Source organism: Cupriavidus sp. GW822-FHT06G04, assembly GCF_058799075.1.
On the sequence record NZ_JBXALD010000006.1, the window covers coordinates 110184 to 125413 of the forward strand.

A 15230-nucleotide genomic window follows, 5' to 3' on the forward strand; every position below is an offset into this window, starting at 1 on the left:
TGCGTGATACGCTCACAACATGGACATATTGCAAGAGCATCTGGTGCGCGCCCGCGCTGCTGGCGGCGTGTTCGCGCGATCCATCGCCGTCGCACCTTGGGGGCTTCGGCTACCGGGCACGATCCAGTTGGCCGTTCACGCGGTGATTCAGGGTCATGCGTGGCTGTGGCTCGATGGCGGGGGTGAGCCTGTCGAACTCAGGCCGGGAGACCTGGCACTGGTTCGCGGTGGGCCTGACCACTTCATCGCCCACGAACCAGGGGCGCATTGCGTCTTGCCGGAGGATTTCCAGGTTGCGCACGCCTCTGACGAGGCCGAACGCGATCCGCGAGCGTCGGCATTCCTTTGCGGGGCTTATCGCTTTGCCGGGGACATCGGTGTAGGGCTGGTCAATGCGCTTCCGCCGGTGTTCCTGATTCCCTCGCGTATGGACAACCCCATCCAAGCGGTGGTCGCTCTGCTGTCGAGAGAGCTGTCCCAGTCGGAGCCGGGTCGTCAGACGGTGTTGGATCGACTGCTGGATGTTCTCGTCGTGTTGGGGCTTCGGACAGGGCTGACATCAAGCCCGAATGCACCCGCATGGGTTCGAGGTGCGTCGGATGCACGTCTGTCGAAAGCATTGCAGGCTATGCACGGGGACACCGGCAAGCCGTGGACGGTGGAAGAACTGGCGAGGATGAGCCATATGTCCCGTGCCACGTTTGCGCGCGTGTTCCAGGAGGTGCTGGGCGATACGCCGATGCGGTATCTCACCGACTGGCGGATGACCGTGGCACGTGATCTCTTGCGGACGCAGGACGTTCCGCTGACGGAAGTGGCGGAACGGGTCGGGTACTCGTCTCTGTACGCTTTTGCGACGGCGTTCCGCCGACATCATGGACAGCCCCCAGGACGGTGGCGCCAGAGTGGGCAGGATTTGCCCGAAGCCACGCTGACTCACTAGCGGGGGCGTGTCGGCGCGCAGCGCCGCCGGGCTTTCGGGCTGTGCCCCGTGCCGACTTCGCCGTCACGGCCATTCGGCTTCAATCCGCTCACGCCTTCGCGCCTGCGGCGCTGCGCGCTGCGCTTGCTTCCAGGGGAAAGCCCTGCGGGCTTTCCCCCGCCGCAATGGACGGGGCTGGCGAACACGTTGGAGCTTGCTGCGGCAGGTTGTGCGAATGCGTGCCGTCCTCAACGCTGGTGGTTCTCGCCCATCACGTCACGAAGGACGGTTCACGGGCATCTCGCCCGGCATCGCTATGGAGCTTCCACGCCACGCCTCAAGACCGGCGCCGCAAGGTGCGGCAGGGGCTTTCTCGCCTGTCGTCGGGTGGTTGACCTGGCCCGCGTCAGTGGGCGAGCCGGTGCAGCCTTCATGCGGGGATGCCGAGCCAGCCCTGTCTCCTTTCGATGCGGTTCGGCCCAAGGCGTCCTTGTGTTGTTGTGAACCCTGGCGGTGGCGCGGCTGCGCCTCGGGCTTCATGGCTGCAACCGTCCGGCGAAAACAATTTCCCCTGCGCTGCGCGCATTCCTCGCGGGCCAAATTCTTTTCGCCTCCCGGCCCTCCACTGCGTTGCGGCCGCAAGCGGTGCAGCCAGCCCGTCCCCCGCCGGCCGGATCACAACAAGGACGCGATGGGCGCGAACCTTGTTCCACCAAAAGGAGATCCATCATGGCCAACATCGGCAGCTTCACCGCAGACAAAGACGGCTTCACCGGCACGCTTCGCACCCTGACGCTCAACGTCAAGGTCAAGCTGGTGCCCAACGACAAGGGCGACAACGAGAAGGCCCCGGACTTCCGCCTGCAGGCGGCCGGCCACGACATCGGCGCGGCGTGGAAGAAGACAAGCGAGGCCGGGCGGGAGTACATCTCCGTGACCCTCGACGATCCTTCGTTCCCGGCCACGGTCTACGCCCGCCTGATCGAAGGCGAGAGCGGCACGCACGACCTGATCTGGTCGCGCAGCAAGCCCCAGGCGGCCTGACGGCCGCCGACGCCCCGCCCGCTGCGGCGGGGCGCAGTCCCGCTACGACCGAGCCGCCTCAAGCTGGCCTTCGGTCTCGCTCATCAGCACTGCCGTGCTGCATTCGAGTGCGTTGGCGATCTTGAAGATGATCGCCAGCGTGGGCATGTGCTCGCCGCGCTCGACCTTGCCCATGTGGGAGCGCTCGATGCCGGCGAGGTGCGCCAGCGACTCCTGCGCGATGCCGCGCTCCGTCCGCAACGCGCGCACCGCCGCGCCGAAGGCTTGCGCCAATTCGGCGTCGTAGGTGGTGGCGCCGGCCGGTCGGCCGCGCTGGATGGGTCGCTTCTGCATGGACAGAAGCGTCAAGTCGCAGCACAATTAAAACCACGTTATCTTTAACTCATTCATGCCTTTGGCTCTTATTCGTTCTTTTACGGAAATCCGCTTTTGCGGATTCCGACAAAACCGGAGAACCGCCATCGTGTCTTTCCAGATTTCTACAATTGCGCTTCTGCGCTTTCGTGTTTCCACGGCTTGGATGGAATACGCATCCACGCTTGCGAGGGGAACCACAAAGCCACGATTCCACGCTGGAACAGGAGCACCCCGATGAACGCTCCCCTGGTCACCGAGGAGCAGCGCGCCGCGCTGCTGGTGAACGGGCGGCTTGCCGCCGCCGACGAGCCCAACGACCCGTTGCCGGTCGTGCGGCTGTTCACTCCCGACGCGCACGCCACCTGGCTGCTGACCTCGCTCGATCCCGTCGATGGCGACACGGCCTACGGCCTGATCGACCTGGGAATCAGCATGCCCGAGCTGGGCCGCGTGAAGCTGTCCGACCTCGCTTCCATCGTCGGCCCGAACAAACAGCCCGTGATGCGGGATTTGTATTTCCAGGCGATGCGCCCGCTGTCGGAATATCTACGACTGGCCCAGGAAAACGGTTCAATCGTCGATTGAATCGCCCGCGTCTCAGTTCAGCCGAGCGAACGCATTAAGACTATTCCGGCCTTGTTTCAGACCTGCTTAGTCTGAATCTGCACTCATGCACCGAAACAGTGCTCGCGTGCGTAAAACAGCCACGATCTTTTGCGGGCGTTACGGCACGGTATTTCGTGCCGCATGACATTTTGGAGTCGGGCGGCCGTCGCATTCGGACGAATTTCGCAACACGCCGGAGCCCATCGGTCTTGACACCAGCAGTTACAGCTTAACCGGATTTCTACGTTGATTTGATGCTCCCGCATGTCTGACGCCGTGGCGACGTTCCTGCTATCCGACAGGAGCTTCGTCATGGTCAGCCCTCACCATTTCGCGCACTGGTATCCCACCGCCGCCTATCTCTACGTTCTCTGGCTCGATGCGTTCGCATTGGCCTGGGAGTACCTGCGCCGTCATCCTGACTACCGGCTCGACTGGCTACACCGTCATCGCCGGTCGCACGCGGCACAGCACGCGGCGCATCGCTGGGGCTTGCGCCTGCTGGAAGACCCGGCCCTGGATGCGCGCGACGCGCATCCGGCCTGGCTCCCCGGCCATGCCGGCGTGATCCAGCTCTATCCCGATGCCGATCCACCGCCCGACGCTGCTGCATTCGACTTCTGGCACATCCCAGGCCACAAGCAACTGCTCCATGACGGCAAGCGGCTGGCGCTGATCGCGCACAGCCCCGGCCATTGCCAGCGCTACGCGCTGGCGCCCGGCCTGGAAGACGGCATGGCGGTGGCCTATGCCCATCGCGGCGGCGCTGCCGCGCATGGCCGCGGCCATGCGCTCGGTGCGGCCCAGGCTCAGGCCAATACCAAGCCCAGGCCGTCGCCTGCTGCGCTGCTGGAGCTGCACACCCTGCAGGCGCTCGACGCGACCCTGGCGGGCGCGTCCTTGCGCGAGGTCGCCGAAGGACTGTTCGGGGCCGATGCAGTGACTGCTGACTGGCATGCCGATGGCGACTTGCGAGCCCGCGTGCGCCGCCTAGTGCGGCGCGGCGATGCGTTGATGCGCGGCGGCTATCGCCGCCTAGCACAACTGCCGTCGCCTGAGAAGGGACGTTTTGAAGGGGACGCAAAACGTCCCTGAGCAGGACAGCTTCGTTTTCTGAGACTGCCTCCATCCGGTTGCGCTGTGTGGCCGGAGCCCTGCAACCGATGGAGGTTCACACCATGCGTCCTGCTCCCTTGCGGCCTGCCGCCGCACCCGCAACCACCTCGACCGCTGCCGCGCAACCGCAGCGTTATCTCACCAACGACGAGGCCGCCGACTACCTGCGGCTGTCGCCGCGCACGCTGGAAAAGCAGCGCGTGCTCGGCGGTGGCCCGCGTTTTCGTAAGTTCGGCCGGCGTGTCATGTACGCCGTGGCCGACCTCGATGCCTGGGCCGCCGACCGCAGCTTCGAGACGACTTCCGACCCCGAATACGCCGAGCAGCACTCGGCGGACAGCCGTGCGCGCTGATCGCTGGCGCGCGGGTGGCCTTCGCCATGTCCAGCCCTGCGCTGCCGTCCCGGCAGCGGCCCGTGCCGGAGCGCGAACAGCTCGACCTGTTCCGCGCCCTGCCGGGCGACATGGCGCCGCGCGACAGCCAGGACTTGATGGCCTTTCCGTTCTTCTCGCTGGCGAAGTCGCGGCGCACAGCGCCGATCGACTTCCGCGCCGGCAGCATCACGATCCGCGTGGAGGGCACGCAGGAGCATGGCATCGCCACGATCTGGGATGCGGACGTGCTCATTTGGGCCGCCTCGCAGATCGTGGAAGCACGCGATGCAGGCTTGCGCCCGTCGCGGCTGATGCAGGCCACGCCCTACGAGATCCTGCGCTTCATCGGACGCGGTACGTCGCTGCGCGACTACCAGCGCCTCAAGGCGGCCTTGGATCGCCTGCAATCCACGACGGTGGCCACGTCCATCCGCGAAACGACCGGCCGACGGCTGCATCGGTTTTCGTGGATCAACGAGTGGAAGGAGTTGGCCGATGCCAAAGGCACGCCCTTGGGGCTGGAGCTGATCCTGCCGGACTGGTTCTATGCGGGCGTCATGGACGCCGCCCTGGTGCTGACCATCGACCCGGCGTATTTCCGGCTCACCGGGGGCATCGAGCGCTGGCTGTACCGGCTGGTGCGCAAGCACGGCGGACGGCAGCCTGGTGGATGGCAATTCGACTTCCGGCACCTGCACCGCAAGTCCGGCAGTGCCACGCGCTTCTCGGACTTCGCCTACGACCTGCGCGCGCTGGTCGGGCGGCAGTCGCTACCCGGCTACGTCCTGAGCATCGAGCGGATGCCGGACAACGGCACCGAGCTGCTGACCTTCCGGCCCGTGCCGTTCGCGGCACGGGGATAAACGGTGCGAAGCCTGTGGACGGGCTCGTGCTATTAGGAGTACGGGGTATCGTGCTATCGGGAGTACGACTCTCGTGCTATCAGGAGTACGGATCGGCCGCAAAGCCAATAACGGCGCGGGTTTTCGGCCCCTCTAACTTCCCTAACTTAAATCAACTAACTGATAGTAGAAGCGCCGCGCCACGGTGGACAACCACCGCGCGGCCAGAAAAGCAGCAGCAACAGCCGGGCTTTCCAACGTGGAGGGCCAGGCCATGATCGTTGCGCTGCTCAACCAGAAAGGCGGCGTGGGCAAGACCACGCTCGCCACCCACATCGCCGGCGAGCTGGCAATGCGCGGGCAGTCGGTCATCCTGCTGGATGCCGACCCGCAAGGCTCCGCGCTGGACTGGACGCAGCGCCGCAGCCAGCAAGGCTTGCCACGGCTGTTCAGCGCCGTGGGCCTTGCACGCGAAACGCTGCATCAGGAAGCGCCAGAACTCGCCAGGCGGGCCGATCACGTCGTCATCGACGGGCCGCCGCGCATCGCCGCATTGGCGCGCTCCGCGCTGCTGGCGGCCGAGCGTGTGCTGATTCCCGTGCAGCCCAGCCCCTACGACCTGTGGGCTTCTGCCGAGATGGTGACACTGATCCGCGAGGCGCACGTGTTCCGGCCTGCGCTGCGCGCGGCCTTCGTCATCAACCGGCGCGTGAGCACCACCGTGATCGGACGCGAAGCACGCGGCGCGCTGGCCGAGCAGCCGCTTCCTGCGCTGCGCGCGGAAGTGCATCAGCGCATCGTGTTCGCCGACAGCGTGGCCGCTGGCCGGCTTACCCGCGAAACGGCGCCCGACAGCGCCGCCGCGCGCGAAATCACCGCGCTGGTCGATGAACTGCTGCGGTGGCCGTCATGAGCAGTCCCGCTGGCAAGCGCACGGGCAAGCGCATCGGCATCGGCGCGCGTCCACCCGCGAATCCGCACGCCGAGGCATGGATTCGCCAGGGCGATGCCGATGCGCTGGGCAAGGGCGACCTTTACACGGCACGCCTGACCCTCGACATCACACCCGCCATGCGGGCGCGCATCAAGGTATCGGCCTTCACGCAGGGCGTGACCGTGGCTGATCTTCTGCGCGGCCTGTTGGAGAGGGAGTTCCCAGAACACCGCAGGGAGAACACACCATGACCGCATCCGCTTTGCCTGCCGCTGGTGCGGCCACGGCTGCACCGTCCTCGTCCATCCCAGCACACGCGGCGCGGCCTACCTCAACACCACTGACGCGCGTTTCGCTGGCCTTCCTGGAGCACCGTTTCAAGCTCTATCTGCGCTTTGGCGAACCGGCGCGCACGCAGCGGCTCGACCGCTGGCGCAGTCTCGCCGTGTTCATGCCCAGCGCCGTGTTCTGCCGCATTCGCTGGCAGGCCAACGACTACGGCACCGTCCGCTGGCAGCTCATGGTGATGCAGGCTTGCACGCCGCTGGACGCTGCGCAGCGCATCCCCGGCGTGCAGCCGGGCGCGCGCTTACTGTTGCACGCCGAAGGTGAGCAAACGGTGCGCGCCGTGCTGGAGTGCATCGACGCCATCGAGGCGCTGGGCATCGCGCCTGCTGGCGCTTCGCCCGCGTACTGGCGCACGCTGGGCAACCGGCTCGCTGCGCGCTTGCCGCTGCCTGACTACAGCGCCGAGCGGCACGCCGCCTGGCTGACCGGGAGGGCGCTGCCATGACGCTCCCATCCGCCGTTGCCGGTGCAACCGGCATCCCGCCGCGTCCTCGCTCGCGCCTGCGCGCTCGCTTCGTGCTGACGGGCCTGTCCGCCTGCGGCCTCGCTGCGCTGGCCTGGGCGTCCTTCGTGCATCCGCTGCCGCGCCTGACCTACAACCCGTCCGACAGCGTGGCGGTTGGCTGGTATCGCGTCGATCCGCTCGACCATCGCGCCAGCTCGTCGCCACGTCTGCTACCGCCGTCATTGCACGTGGGCAGCATCGTGCTAGTGCCGCTGCCTGCCGAGGCTGCCGCGCTCGCTGCGCAGCGCGGCTACCTGCCGACGCGCATCCCGCTGCTCAAGCGCGTGGGCGCGGTCGCACCGCAGGAGGTGTGCATCACAGGAGGCAGCGTTCGCATCGACGGCGTGCCTTCGGCCGCCGTGCTGCCTGCCGATCGCTGGGGCCGGCCGCTGCCATCCTGGCTGCAGTGCCGCCGCCTTCGGCCTGGCGAGCTGTTTCTGCTCAGCGTCACCAATCCAGCGTCGTTCGACAGCCGGTATTTCGGGCCGGTCAGCGCAGCCGCCGTGATCGGCGTTGCGCGCCCGGTCTGGCTGGAGAAGCGCCCATGATGGCCGCCGACTCGCTGCGCATCATCGTGCTATCGGGCGTGTCGTTCCGGCTGCTGTTGCCATGTCGTCACGCATGCAGTGCGGGCGCATCCGCGCCGCACTTCGCGCTGCCTCCGGCGCAGCCGTCCAACGTGCAGGCGTCTTGCCTTGAACACGGCTGGCCTTCGGCCCTCGCCGTGTTCGCCGGTGCGCTGGCTGCTGGTGCAGCCTTGCCACCGGGCCGCAATTGCCGGGAGCGGATGCGGGAGGCAAATGCGGAAGGCAAGACAAAAGGACGCGGCACCGGGCCGCGTCGAAAGCCAGTCTGCACGTGGGGGTGGCGCGGCACGCGGCGGCTTCGCCGCCGTGCCGCTGGGGGCGCGAGGCCCGCGCCGATGCGGCCATGTCCGCGTGCTTCGCACGACCGGACACGCTGGAGCATTCAGGGAGAGAAGCCATGAGCAACCGGCGCGATGACGATTTCCGCATCCGTCCCAGTGCCACGAAGAACCGGGGCCAGGGCTTCATCGCCAAGGTGCTCAAGCAGGCCGGCAAGGCCAGCAGCGGCAAGTCCTCGGTGCGTCGCCCTGCAACGGCTGGCGGCGGTAAGACCACCGGCCAGCGGCCCGGCTCGCGCCTGGGGCGCGGGCATACGGCGGCGCGCTTCGCGGGCGCGAAGCTCACGCCCATGTCGCGGCGCGTAACCATCAAGACCTTGCTGGTCAACCAGCAGCGGGCCAGCCCGCAGTCGCTCGCCAAGCACCTGCGGTACGTCGAGCGTGACGGCGTGGGCCGCGACGGCGAGCCCGGCCGAGCCTATGGGCCGCAGACCGACGCCGCCGACCTCGACGCCTTCAAGGAACGCTGCGCCGATGACCGGCACCACTTCCGCTTCATCGTCTCGCCCGAGGATGGCGCCGAGCTGGAAGACCTGCGCACCTACACGCGGCACCTCATGGGTCGCATGGAAGCCGACCTGGGCACGCGGCTGGAATGGGTGGCGGTCGATCACTGGAACACCGACAACCCGCACACCCACCTGATCGTGCGCGGGCGCGACGACACGGGCAAAGACCTCATCATCGCGGGCGACTACATCGCCGATGGCTTCCGGCATCGCGCTGCCGAGCTGGCGACCGAATGGCTGGGGCCGCGCACCGAGCTGGAGATCCAGCAGACCTTGCAGCGCGAGGTGGAGCAGGAACGGTGGACAAGCCTGGATCGCACTCTGAAGCGCGAGCTTGGCGACGACGGCCAAGTGCAGATTGAACGCTTCAACGAACCGCGGCTGCAACGCCAGCGCCTGCTGCTGATCGGCCGCCTGCAGCGTTTACAGCGCCTGGGCCTGGTCGATGAAGTGCAGCCCGGCACCTGGGCCGTCCATGCCGATGCGGAGAAGACCTTGCGCGCCCTGGGCGAGCGCGGCGACATCATCCGTACCATGCAGCGGGCCATGAGCGGCCAGCCGCGCGAGCTGGCTGTTTTCGAGCCGGGCGATGATGGCCGCACTGTCGTCGGGCGTGTCGCCGCCAAGGGACTGTCCGACGAGCTGCACGACCGGGGCTATCTGGTCATCGATGGCGTGGACGGCAAGGCCCACTACGTCGCACTGAATGCCCGCGACGAGCTGGCGAACTATCCGGCCGGCGCCGTGGTGGAGGTGAAGGGATCGGCCGACGTGCGCGCCGCCGACAGGAACGTCGCCGCCTTGGCGAGCGGTGGCCTGTACCGCACCGACCATCACCTTGCCATCGCCCAGGGCCAGGCCGTGCCTGGCCGCGATCCGCAAGAGGTGGTGGCAACCCACGTTCGCCGGCTGGAAGCCCTGCGCCGCGCCGGCATCGTGGAACGAGTGGCCGAGGGTCTATGGAAGGTGCCAGACGACCTGCCCGAACGTGGTCGCCAGTACGACGCGCAGCGTTTGGGCGGCGTCGCTGTGGAGCTGAAATCGCACTTGCCCATCGAGCGGCAGGCCCGCGTGATCGGGGCCACCTGGCTCGACCAGCAACTGATCGGCGGCGGCTCGGGCCTGGGCGACCTGGGCTTTGGCAGCGAGGCCAAGCAGGCGATGCAGCAGCGCGCCGACTTCCTGACCGAACAGGGACTGGCCGAGCGGCGCGGGCAGCGTGTGATCCTCGCCCGGAATCTGCTGGGCACGCTGCGCAACCGGGAGGTGGCGCAGGCTGCCAAGGACATTGCTGCCGACACCGGCCTGGAGCATCGCCCGGCGGCGGACGGCCAGCGCGTGGCGGGCATCTATCGCCGCAGCGTCATGCTTGCCAGTGGCCGCTACGCAATGCTGGATGACGGCATGGGATTCAGCCTGGTGCCATGGAGGCCGGTGATCGAGCAGCGGCTGGGGCAGCAGCTTGCGGCGACGGTGCGCGGTAGCGGGGTGTCATGGGAAATCGGGCGGCAGCGGGGGCCAGCAATCTAGTGTTGTGAGTTAGGGACGCTCTTCACGAATCAAACTTCAGTGCCTACATGCCTTGGGCTCTCGACAAGCCAAGGGCCACATGGACGCAAGGTGACGGCAGGCCTTGGAGCAACCCAGCGTGGGGATGGCCTGCGATGTTCATACAGGCAGGCGCATCGGGATTTTGAGATAGCGCATCCCGTTGGATTCGGCTTCGGGCCACCGGCCCGCGCGGATGTTGACCTGAATTGAAGGCAGCAGCAGCGCGGGCGCTGCCAGCGTCGCGTCACGGCATTGGCGCATGGCCACGAACTCATTCACGCTCACACCGTCGTGAACGTGCACGTTACGTGCGCGCTCCTCGGCGACCGTGCTTTCCCAGGCGTAGCTGTCGCGCCCGGGTGCCTTGTAATCGTGGCACATGAACAGACGGGTCTCGGGGGGCAGTGCGAGCAGTTTCTGGATGGATTGGTACAGGGTGCGGGCACTTCCGCCCGGGAAATCGGCGCGCGCAGTGCCGTAGTCCGGCATGAACAAGGTGTCGCCCACGAACACGGCATCGCCCACGCGGTAGGACAGACAGGCAGGCGTGTGGCCTGGGGTGTGCAGCACGTCCACCGTCAAATCGCCGATGCTCAAGGTCTCGCCATCGCGTAGCAGGCGATCGAACTCTCCTCCGTCGCCGGACACGTCGTCCAAGTTGAACACTGGCCGGAAGATGGCTTGCACGTCGCGGATGTGCTCCCCGATGGCCACCCGTGCGCCTGTGCGCGCCTTGAGGTACGGGGCCGCGCTCAGATGATCCGCATGGGCATGGGTCTCCAGGATCCACGCCACCTCCAGCGCCTGGCCCGCTGCCGCGGCCAGCACTTGGTCAGCCGATGTGGTGGACACCTTGCCGCTGCGGTGGTCATAGTCGAGCACCGGGTCGATCACGGCGGCTTGCCGCGTCGCGGGGTCGGACACCAGATAGGTCACGGTGTTCGTGGCTTCGTCGAAAAACGCCTGGATCTGCGCAGCGGATTGCATGGGAAGTGTCCTGCCTTGGAGGGGATGCCTTGACTTTATATTAGAAAATGCTAAATTAGTAAACATTGAAATAAACGTTGCCATGAAGCTCAACAAGAAGGATCGATCTTTCATGCAGGACGGCGCGGCCAACGCCGCGGCCATGCTGCGCGCGGTCGGCAATGAACATCGCTTGCTCATCCTGTGCCTGCTGATCGAGCACGGGGAGATGACCGTCGGCGCCCTGCTTGAGGACGTGGCATTGAGCCAGTCCGCCTTGTCCCAGCACCTGGCCAGGATGCGCGAGGACGGCCTGGTGGCCTATAGGCGCGAGTCGCAGACCCTGCACTACCGGATTGAAAACCCGGACGTGGCCAAGCTCATCGCCACGCTCAAGACCCTTTTCTGCCCTTGATCCATCAACGGAGGCCATCCCCATGCCCCTGAAACCCATCTCGCCCCAAGACGCCCGCGAACTCCTGAGCCGGGGCGCCGTCCTGGTGGACATCCGCGCGGCGGACGAACATGCCCGCGAGCGCATCGCGCAGGCGCGCCATGTGCCCATGGATCGCCTGCAAGCCGGCAGCCTGCCGCTGGCCGGCGCTTCGGCTGTCATCTTCCATTGCCGTTCGGGCCACCGGACGCAGGTCAATGCGTCGGCGCTGAAGGCATGCGCCGCCTGCGACGCCTACGCCCTCGAAGGCGGGCTGGACGCCTGGAAAAAGGCGGGGCTGCCCATCGTGGCCGATGTATCGCAGCCGCTGGAACTGCAGCGGCAGGTACAGATTGCCGCAGGGTCTTTGATTGTGCTGGGTGCGGTACTCGGCGTCACGGTATCGCCTTGGTTCCATGCGCTCTCGGGCTTCGTGGGGGCGGGGCTCGTTTTCGCTGGCGCCTCGGGGTTTTGTGGGCTGGCGCGTGTGCTGACGCGCATGCCCTGGAACCGCAACGCGCTGGCCGGATGAGCGAAGTCGCCAACGCCCAGCGCTGCCCAAGTTCACTTTTGTTGGATTAATTCAGGAGAAACCATGAAACTCAATGTCGGCGGTATCGACCGCATTCTTCGCATCGTCGTCGGGCTCGTGCTCATCGCACTGGCCGCCACAGGCGCAGTGGGCTGGTGGGGCTGGCTGGGCATTATTCCGCTCCTGACGGGGGTGGTGCGCTTTTGCCCGCTGTATTCGCTGGTCGGGCTCAATACCTGTCCACTGAAGACCGGCAAATAGGCGTCGGGTCACAGTCAGGGCAGCAATTTTCTGCAACGGTGGACAGAATAGTGTTGTGAGCGCGTCCCGCAGCAGGGGCTTTCGATAGGTTGGTGAAGTCTCTTTAGGCAGAGATTCCCCTGACTACTTGAGTCAAAAGCTTGGCCAAAGGTTGGCGCGCCAGAATGTTCTATTTTTCTGATCCAGGGTTACTTTGATCCTGAGAAATAGATGCGCATCTTGATCGTTGAAGACTCCGAAACGCTGTCTGAGGCCTTGAATCGCAGTCTCAAGACCGAGGGCTACGCTTGCGATATTGCAGCGGACGGCCAGGCTGCGCTGCAATTTCTCCAAAGCTACCGCTACGACGCGATCATTCTGGATTTGATGCTGCCTCGTGTGGACGGCTTCGGAGTATTGCGGGCGTTGGGCGGCGATGCCGGAACGGCCCCTGTGCTGGTGCTTTCGGCGCGGGAACAACTCGATGACCGGGTGCGCGCGCTGGATGCGGGCGCGGATGACTACCTGACCAAGCCCTTTGAACTGGCGGAACTGCTGGCCCGGCTGCGCGCCCTGGTACGGCGCCCGGCGCAGCGCGATACGCCCGTTTTGCGCCATGGCGAACTGACCGTCGATCCGCGCTCGCGCACGGCGCGCTGGCGCGGCGATGACCTGAAGCTCACGCCCAAGGAATACGGATGCCTGGAGTTGTTGCTGCGCCGGCAGGGCGCGGTGCTGTCACGCGCACAAATTTTTGAGCACCTGTACGACAGCAGCAGCGATGCATCGGACAAAGTGGTGGAGGTCATCGTCAGTACCTTGCGCACCAAGCTTGCACAGTGCGGCCTGGATGAGTTGATCGTGACCCGGCGGGGTTTTGGGTACGTGCTGGCGTGAGCCGTGAGGACATGCGCATGAAGCCGTTTCTCGCTCCATCCAAAGATACGGCCTGGTCACTGCATCGGCGTCTGGCTGTGGGCCTGGTCTTGTGCATAGGCGGCACCTTCGCCGCCGTATTCCCGGTGTTGGATCGCCTGATCGACCGGGCGATCTACCAGCAAATGGATCTCACGCTTTCGCAGCGTGCCGCTGCCGTCGGGCGCGTACTGCAAGAACCTGATCCGCAGCAGCTCGAACGCCTGATGCCCGAATACGAGCCGGGCGGGCACACCGAGTTCTTCACCGTCTTCAACGAAGACAACGGCCAGGCCGTGTTGCGCTCGCCCAGCAGCGCGGGTGCCACACTTCCAGTGGGACTGGCGGCGCAAGGCACGCCGCGCTATTACGACGTGACGCTGCCCGACGGTCACGCAGGCCGTGCGCTCGCCACCCATGTGGCATTGCATGGCAGCCAGAACCGGCTATTGGTGGTGGCAACGGAGCGCGAGGGGTGGGATCAGACCGAGCGGCGCGTCCACTTTGCGTTGCTCATCGGCATCGCTTTGGCAACCTTGCTGGCAACCGGATCGGCGCTGCTCCTGGTACAGCGCGTCATCGTGGTGTTGCGCCGCACGGGTGCCGCGGCGGCGCGCCTGAATGCAGACCAGCCCATGCAACCGCTGGGCGGCGACTTGCCGCGTGAACTCAAGCCCTTTGCCGATGCCTTCAACCTGGGCCTGCACCACCTGTACACCGCCATCGAACGTGAGCGCCAATTCTCGCGCGACGTGGCGCACGAACTGCGCACCCCTCTGGCGGAAATCCGCACCAGCGCCGAAAGCGCACTGATCGCGGGCGACCCCACCCAGGCCCAGCACAGCCTGGGCGCCGCTGTGAGCGCTACCGCACGCATGCAACGCAGCGTGGACACCTTGCTGCTGCTGGCCCGGCTCGAATCCGGACAACACACACAGGCGCCCGATCCGCTCGATATGGCAGGGTTGGTGCGCGAACTGCTGGCCGCGTTGGCGGGAATACAGGCGCGCCGCGGGCTGACCATGCAGACCGATCTGCCGCCATCGGCCTGGGTGCAGGGCGATCTGGGCGTGATCGAACGAATCCTCTCCAACTTGCTGCGCAACGCCATGGAGTACGCACCCGATGGCGATGCGATCACCTGCCGCCTGGAGCGAGGCGATGCGGGCTGGCTTCTTTCCATCGGCAATGCCGCGCCCGATCTTCATGAAGACGACCTCGAACACCTCGGCCACCGCTTCTGGCGCAAGCAATCCGAAGGCGGCACCGCACACCATGCAGGGCTGGGATTGGCCCTAGCGTTCGCCCTGGCGCGAGCCATCGATCTGCCGCTGCGCTTCAGCCTGCAGGATGGCAGGTTGACCGCATGGCTGGGCCCCTGGGCCGCGCTGGTGTAAACCTACGGCGCCGCGCCAAAAATCGCGCCGACACCCGCCGTCATGGCCATGGCCAAGGTGCCCCACAGCGTTACCCGGGACGCGCTTTTGACTACGGAAGCGCCGCCTATCCTCGCGGCCAAGACGCCCAGCAGCGCCAGAAAGAATATGGCGGTGACGACCGTCCATGAGAGCAAGGATGGCCTCGGTGCCAGCATCACGACACCGAGTGGCAGAACCGCGCCGACGGCAAAGCTGGCGGCGGAGGCGAGCGCTGCCTGCAGTGGCTTGGCGCTGAGCGCTTCCGAGATACCCAGCTCATCGCGGGCATGTGCCCCCAGCGCATCGTGGGCCATCAATTGCGATGCGACGGTACTGGCCAGGGAGGGCTCGATCCCACGCCGGGTGTAAATGGCCGTCAGTTCCCGATGTTCGGCCTCGGGGTCTTCCGTCAGCTCACGATGTTCCCGCGCCAGGTCGGCCTTCTCCGTGTCTGCCTGAGAAAAGACCGACACGTATTCTCCGGCCGCCATGGACATGGCGCCGGCGACCAGCCCGGCCACCGCGGTTGTCATGATGCTGGCGTGACTGGCCTGCGCCGCTGCGACGCCTACCACCAGGCTAGCAGTGGAAATGATCCCATCGTTGGCGCCCAGGACGGCGGCGCGCAGCCAGCCGATGTGTTCCGTGCGGTGGCGTTCGCGGTGCATGAACTTCATGGGAATCCTCTGTTTC

The 15230-nt window shown here is 66.2% G+C and carries 19 protein-coding genes; 16 read left to right on the plus strand and 3 right to left on the minus strand.

All coding sequences use genetic code 11. From position 1 onward, the window contains the following. Nucleotides 1–19: 19 nt before the first annotated feature. Nucleotides 20–943 carry an AraC family transcriptional regulator gene (locus tag AC1RKI_RS15210; protein ID WP_104656807.1) on the plus strand — a complete coding sequence of 308 codons (924 nt, stop codon included), beginning with the start codon at nucleotides 20–22 and terminating at the stop codon, nucleotides 941–943. Nucleotides 944–1651: 708 nt separating this feature from the next. Next, complete coding sequence (locus AC1RKI_RS15215; protein WP_104656806.1) at nucleotides 1652–1966, plus strand: DUF736 domain-containing protein; 315 nt, start codon at nucleotides 1652–1654, stop codon at nucleotides 1964–1966. A 42-nt stretch (nucleotides 1967–2008) separates the two neighbouring features. Here the strand turns inward: AC1RKI_RS15215 and AC1RKI_RS15220 are convergent, their stop codons facing one another. After that, complete coding sequence (locus tag AC1RKI_RS15220; RefSeq protein ID WP_104656915.1) at nucleotides 2009–2299, minus strand: helix-turn-helix domain-containing protein; 291 nt, start codon at nucleotides 2297–2299, stop codon at nucleotides 2009–2011. A 258-nt stretch (nucleotides 2300–2557) separates the two neighbouring features. Between AC1RKI_RS15220 and AC1RKI_RS15225 the strand changes: the two genes are divergently transcribed. From AC1RKI_RS15225 to AC1RKI_RS15265, 9 genes are all read left to right on the plus strand, one after another. Then, entirely contained in the window at nucleotides 2558–2908 is a 351-nt protein-coding gene (locus AC1RKI_RS15225) for a DUF2958 domain-containing protein (protein ID WP_104656805.1), read from the plus strand. Between the two features lie 333 nt (nucleotides 2909–3241). Then, nucleotides 3242–4024: a DUF2285 domain-containing protein gene (locus tag AC1RKI_RS15230; RefSeq protein WP_104656804.1), complete on the plus strand. Its 783-nt coding sequence runs from the start codon at nucleotides 3242–3244 to the stop codon at nucleotides 4022–4024. A gap of 83 nt (nucleotides 4025–4107) precedes the next feature. Beyond that, a complete protein-coding gene (locus AC1RKI_RS15235; protein WP_104656914.1) occupies nucleotides 4108–4398 on the plus strand; it encodes a helix-turn-helix transcriptional regulator in 291 nt (96 codons plus the stop codon). A 26-nt stretch (nucleotides 4399–4424) separates the two neighbouring features. Further along, nucleotides 4425–5282 (plus strand): replication initiator protein A, encoded by an 858-nt coding sequence (locus tag AC1RKI_RS15240; protein WP_104656913.1) that lies wholly within the window; start codon nucleotides 4425–4427, stop codon nucleotides 5280–5282. A 253-nt stretch (nucleotides 5283–5535) separates the two neighbouring features. Next, nucleotides 5536–6174, plus strand: coding sequence for a ParA family partition ATPase (gene parA, locus AC1RKI_RS15245; RefSeq protein ID WP_197622094.1), 639 nt, complete (start codon nucleotides 5536–5538; stop codon nucleotides 6172–6174). Continuing rightward, nucleotides 6171–6446 (plus strand): chromosome partitioning protein ParB, encoded by a 276-nt coding sequence (locus AC1RKI_RS15250; protein WP_104656801.1) that lies wholly within the window; start codon nucleotides 6171–6173, stop codon nucleotides 6444–6446. Before parA ends, AC1RKI_RS15250 begins: the two co-directional genes overlap by 4 nt. After that, nucleotides 6443–6988: a DUF2840 domain-containing protein gene (locus AC1RKI_RS15255; RefSeq protein ID WP_104656800.1), complete on the plus strand. Its 546-nt coding sequence runs from the start codon at nucleotides 6443–6445 to the stop codon at nucleotides 6986–6988. The genes AC1RKI_RS15250 and AC1RKI_RS15255 overlap by 4 nt, the downstream gene beginning before the upstream one ends. Continuing rightward, a complete protein-coding gene (locus AC1RKI_RS15260; RefSeq protein WP_104656799.1) occupies nucleotides 6985–7596 on the plus strand; it encodes a S26 family signal peptidase in 612 nt (203 codons plus the stop codon). The genes AC1RKI_RS15255 and AC1RKI_RS15260 overlap by 4 nt, the downstream gene beginning before the upstream one ends. A gap of 436 nt (nucleotides 7597–8032) precedes the next feature. Then, the gene (locus AC1RKI_RS15265) at nucleotides 8033–10012 is read left to right on the plus strand and encodes a relaxase/mobilization nuclease domain-containing protein (protein ID WP_104656797.1); all 1980 of its coding nucleotides are present in this window, start codon (nucleotides 8033–8035) and stop codon (nucleotides 10010–10012) included. A gap of 138 nt (nucleotides 10013–10150) precedes the next feature. On the opposite strand, the gene AC1RKI_RS15270 is transcribed toward AC1RKI_RS15265, so the two are convergent. Beyond that, nucleotides 10151–11020, minus strand: a complete 870-nt coding sequence (locus AC1RKI_RS15270; RefSeq protein ID WP_104656796.1) for an MBL fold metallo-hydrolase — start codon at nucleotides 11018–11020, stop codon at nucleotides 10151–10153. Nucleotides 11021–11102: 82 nt separating this feature from the next. Between AC1RKI_RS15270 and AC1RKI_RS15275 the strand changes: the two genes are divergently transcribed. From AC1RKI_RS15275 to AC1RKI_RS15295, 5 genes are all read left to right on the plus strand, one after another. Then, nucleotides 11103–11414, plus strand: coding sequence for an ArsR/SmtB family transcription factor (locus AC1RKI_RS15275; RefSeq protein ID WP_104656795.1), 312 nt, complete (start codon nucleotides 11103–11105; stop codon nucleotides 11412–11414). A 22-nt stretch (nucleotides 11415–11436) separates the two neighbouring features. Next, nucleotides 11437–11964 (plus strand): rhodanese family protein, encoded by a 528-nt coding sequence (locus AC1RKI_RS15280; RefSeq protein ID WP_104656794.1) that lies wholly within the window; start codon nucleotides 11437–11439, stop codon nucleotides 11962–11964. Between the two features lie 63 nt (nucleotides 11965–12027). Beyond that, nucleotides 12028–12225 (plus strand): YgaP family membrane protein, encoded by a 198-nt coding sequence (locus tag AC1RKI_RS15285; RefSeq protein WP_104656793.1) that lies wholly within the window; start codon nucleotides 12028–12030, stop codon nucleotides 12223–12225. Nucleotides 12226–12435: 210 nt separating this feature from the next. Next, nucleotides 12436–13101 (plus strand): response regulator transcription factor, encoded by a 666-nt coding sequence (locus tag AC1RKI_RS15290; RefSeq protein ID WP_104656792.1) that lies wholly within the window; start codon nucleotides 12436–12438, stop codon nucleotides 13099–13101. A 17-nt stretch (nucleotides 13102–13118) separates the two neighbouring features. Next, on the plus strand, nucleotides 13119–14516 hold the full coding sequence (locus tag AC1RKI_RS15295) for a sensor histidine kinase (protein ID WP_104656912.1): 1398 nt from the start codon (nucleotides 13119–13121) through the stop codon (nucleotides 14514–14516). Nucleotides 14517–14518: 2 nt separating this feature from the next. Here AC1RKI_RS15295 and AC1RKI_RS15300 read toward each other — a convergent pair whose 3' ends face one another. Next, a complete protein-coding gene (locus tag AC1RKI_RS15300; RefSeq protein WP_104656791.1) occupies nucleotides 14519–15214 on the minus strand; it encodes a VIT1/CCC1 transporter family protein in 696 nt (231 codons plus the stop codon). Between the last annotated feature and the right edge of the window lie 16 nt (nucleotides 15215–15230).

Bases quoted from the DNA above. Each gene is read 5' to 3' on its own strand.
- AC1RKI_RS15250 (WP_104656801.1), top strand. From the start codon at position 6,171: ATGAGCAGTCCCGCTGGCAAGCGCACGGGCAAGCGCATCGGCATCGGC.
- AC1RKI_RS15215 (WP_104656806.1), top strand. From the start codon at position 1,652: ATGGCCAACATCGGCAGCTTCACCGCAGACAAAGACGGCTTCACCGGC.
- AC1RKI_RS15280 (WP_104656794.1), top strand. From the start codon at position 11,437: ATGCCCCTGAAACCCATCTCGCCCCAAGACGCCCGCGAACTCCTGAGC.
- AC1RKI_RS15275 (WP_104656795.1), top strand. From the start codon at position 11,103: ATGAAGCTCAACAAGAAGGATCGATCTTTCATGCAGGACGGCGCGGCC.
- AC1RKI_RS15225 (WP_104656805.1), top strand. From the start codon at position 2,558: ATGAACGCTCCCCTGGTCACCGAGGAGCAGCGCGCCGCGCTGCTGGTG.
- AC1RKI_RS15255 (WP_104656800.1), top strand. From the start codon at position 6,443: ATGACCGCATCCGCTTTGCCTGCCGCTGGTGCGGCCACGGCTGCACCG.
- AC1RKI_RS15230 (WP_104656804.1), top strand. From the start codon at position 3,242: ATGGTCAGCCCTCACCATTTCGCGCACTGGTATCCCACCGCCGCCTAT.
- AC1RKI_RS15300 (WP_104656791.1), bottom strand. From the start codon at position 15,214: ATGAAGTTCATGCACCGCGAACGCCACCGCACGGAACACATCGGCTGG.
- AC1RKI_RS15235 (WP_104656914.1), top strand. From the start codon at position 4,108: ATGCGTCCTGCTCCCTTGCGGCCTGCCGCCGCACCCGCAACCACCTCG.
- AC1RKI_RS15260 (WP_104656799.1), top strand. From the start codon at position 6,985: ATGACGCTCCCATCCGCCGTTGCCGGTGCAACCGGCATCCCGCCGCGT.
- AC1RKI_RS15210 (WP_104656807.1), top strand. From the start codon at position 20: ATGGACATATTGCAAGAGCATCTGGTGCGCGCCCGCGCTGCTGGCGGC.
- AC1RKI_RS15220 (WP_104656915.1), bottom strand. From the start codon at position 2,299: ATGCAGAAGCGACCCATCCAGCGCGGCCGACCGGCCGGCGCCACCACC.
- AC1RKI_RS15270 (WP_104656796.1), bottom strand. From the start codon at position 11,020: ATGCAATCCGCTGCGCAGATCCAGGCGTTTTTCGACGAAGCCACGAAC.
- parA (WP_197622094.1), top strand. From the start codon at position 5,536: ATGATCGTTGCGCTGCTCAACCAGAAAGGCGGCGTGGGCAAGACCACG.
- AC1RKI_RS15290 (WP_104656792.1), top strand. From the start codon at position 12,436: ATGCGCATCTTGATCGTTGAAGACTCCGAAACGCTGTCTGAGGCCTTG.
- AC1RKI_RS15265 (WP_104656797.1), top strand. From the start codon at position 8,033: ATGAGCAACCGGCGCGATGACGATTTCCGCATCCGTCCCAGTGCCACG.
- AC1RKI_RS15285 (WP_104656793.1), top strand. From the start codon at position 12,028: ATGAAACTCAATGTCGGCGGTATCGACCGCATTCTTCGCATCGTCGTC.
- AC1RKI_RS15240 (WP_104656913.1), top strand. From the start codon at position 4,425: ATGTCCAGCCCTGCGCTGCCGTCCCGGCAGCGGCCCGTGCCGGAGCGC.
- AC1RKI_RS15295 (WP_104656912.1), top strand. From the start codon at position 13,119: ATGAAGCCGTTTCTCGCTCCATCCAAAGATACGGCCTGGTCACTGCAT.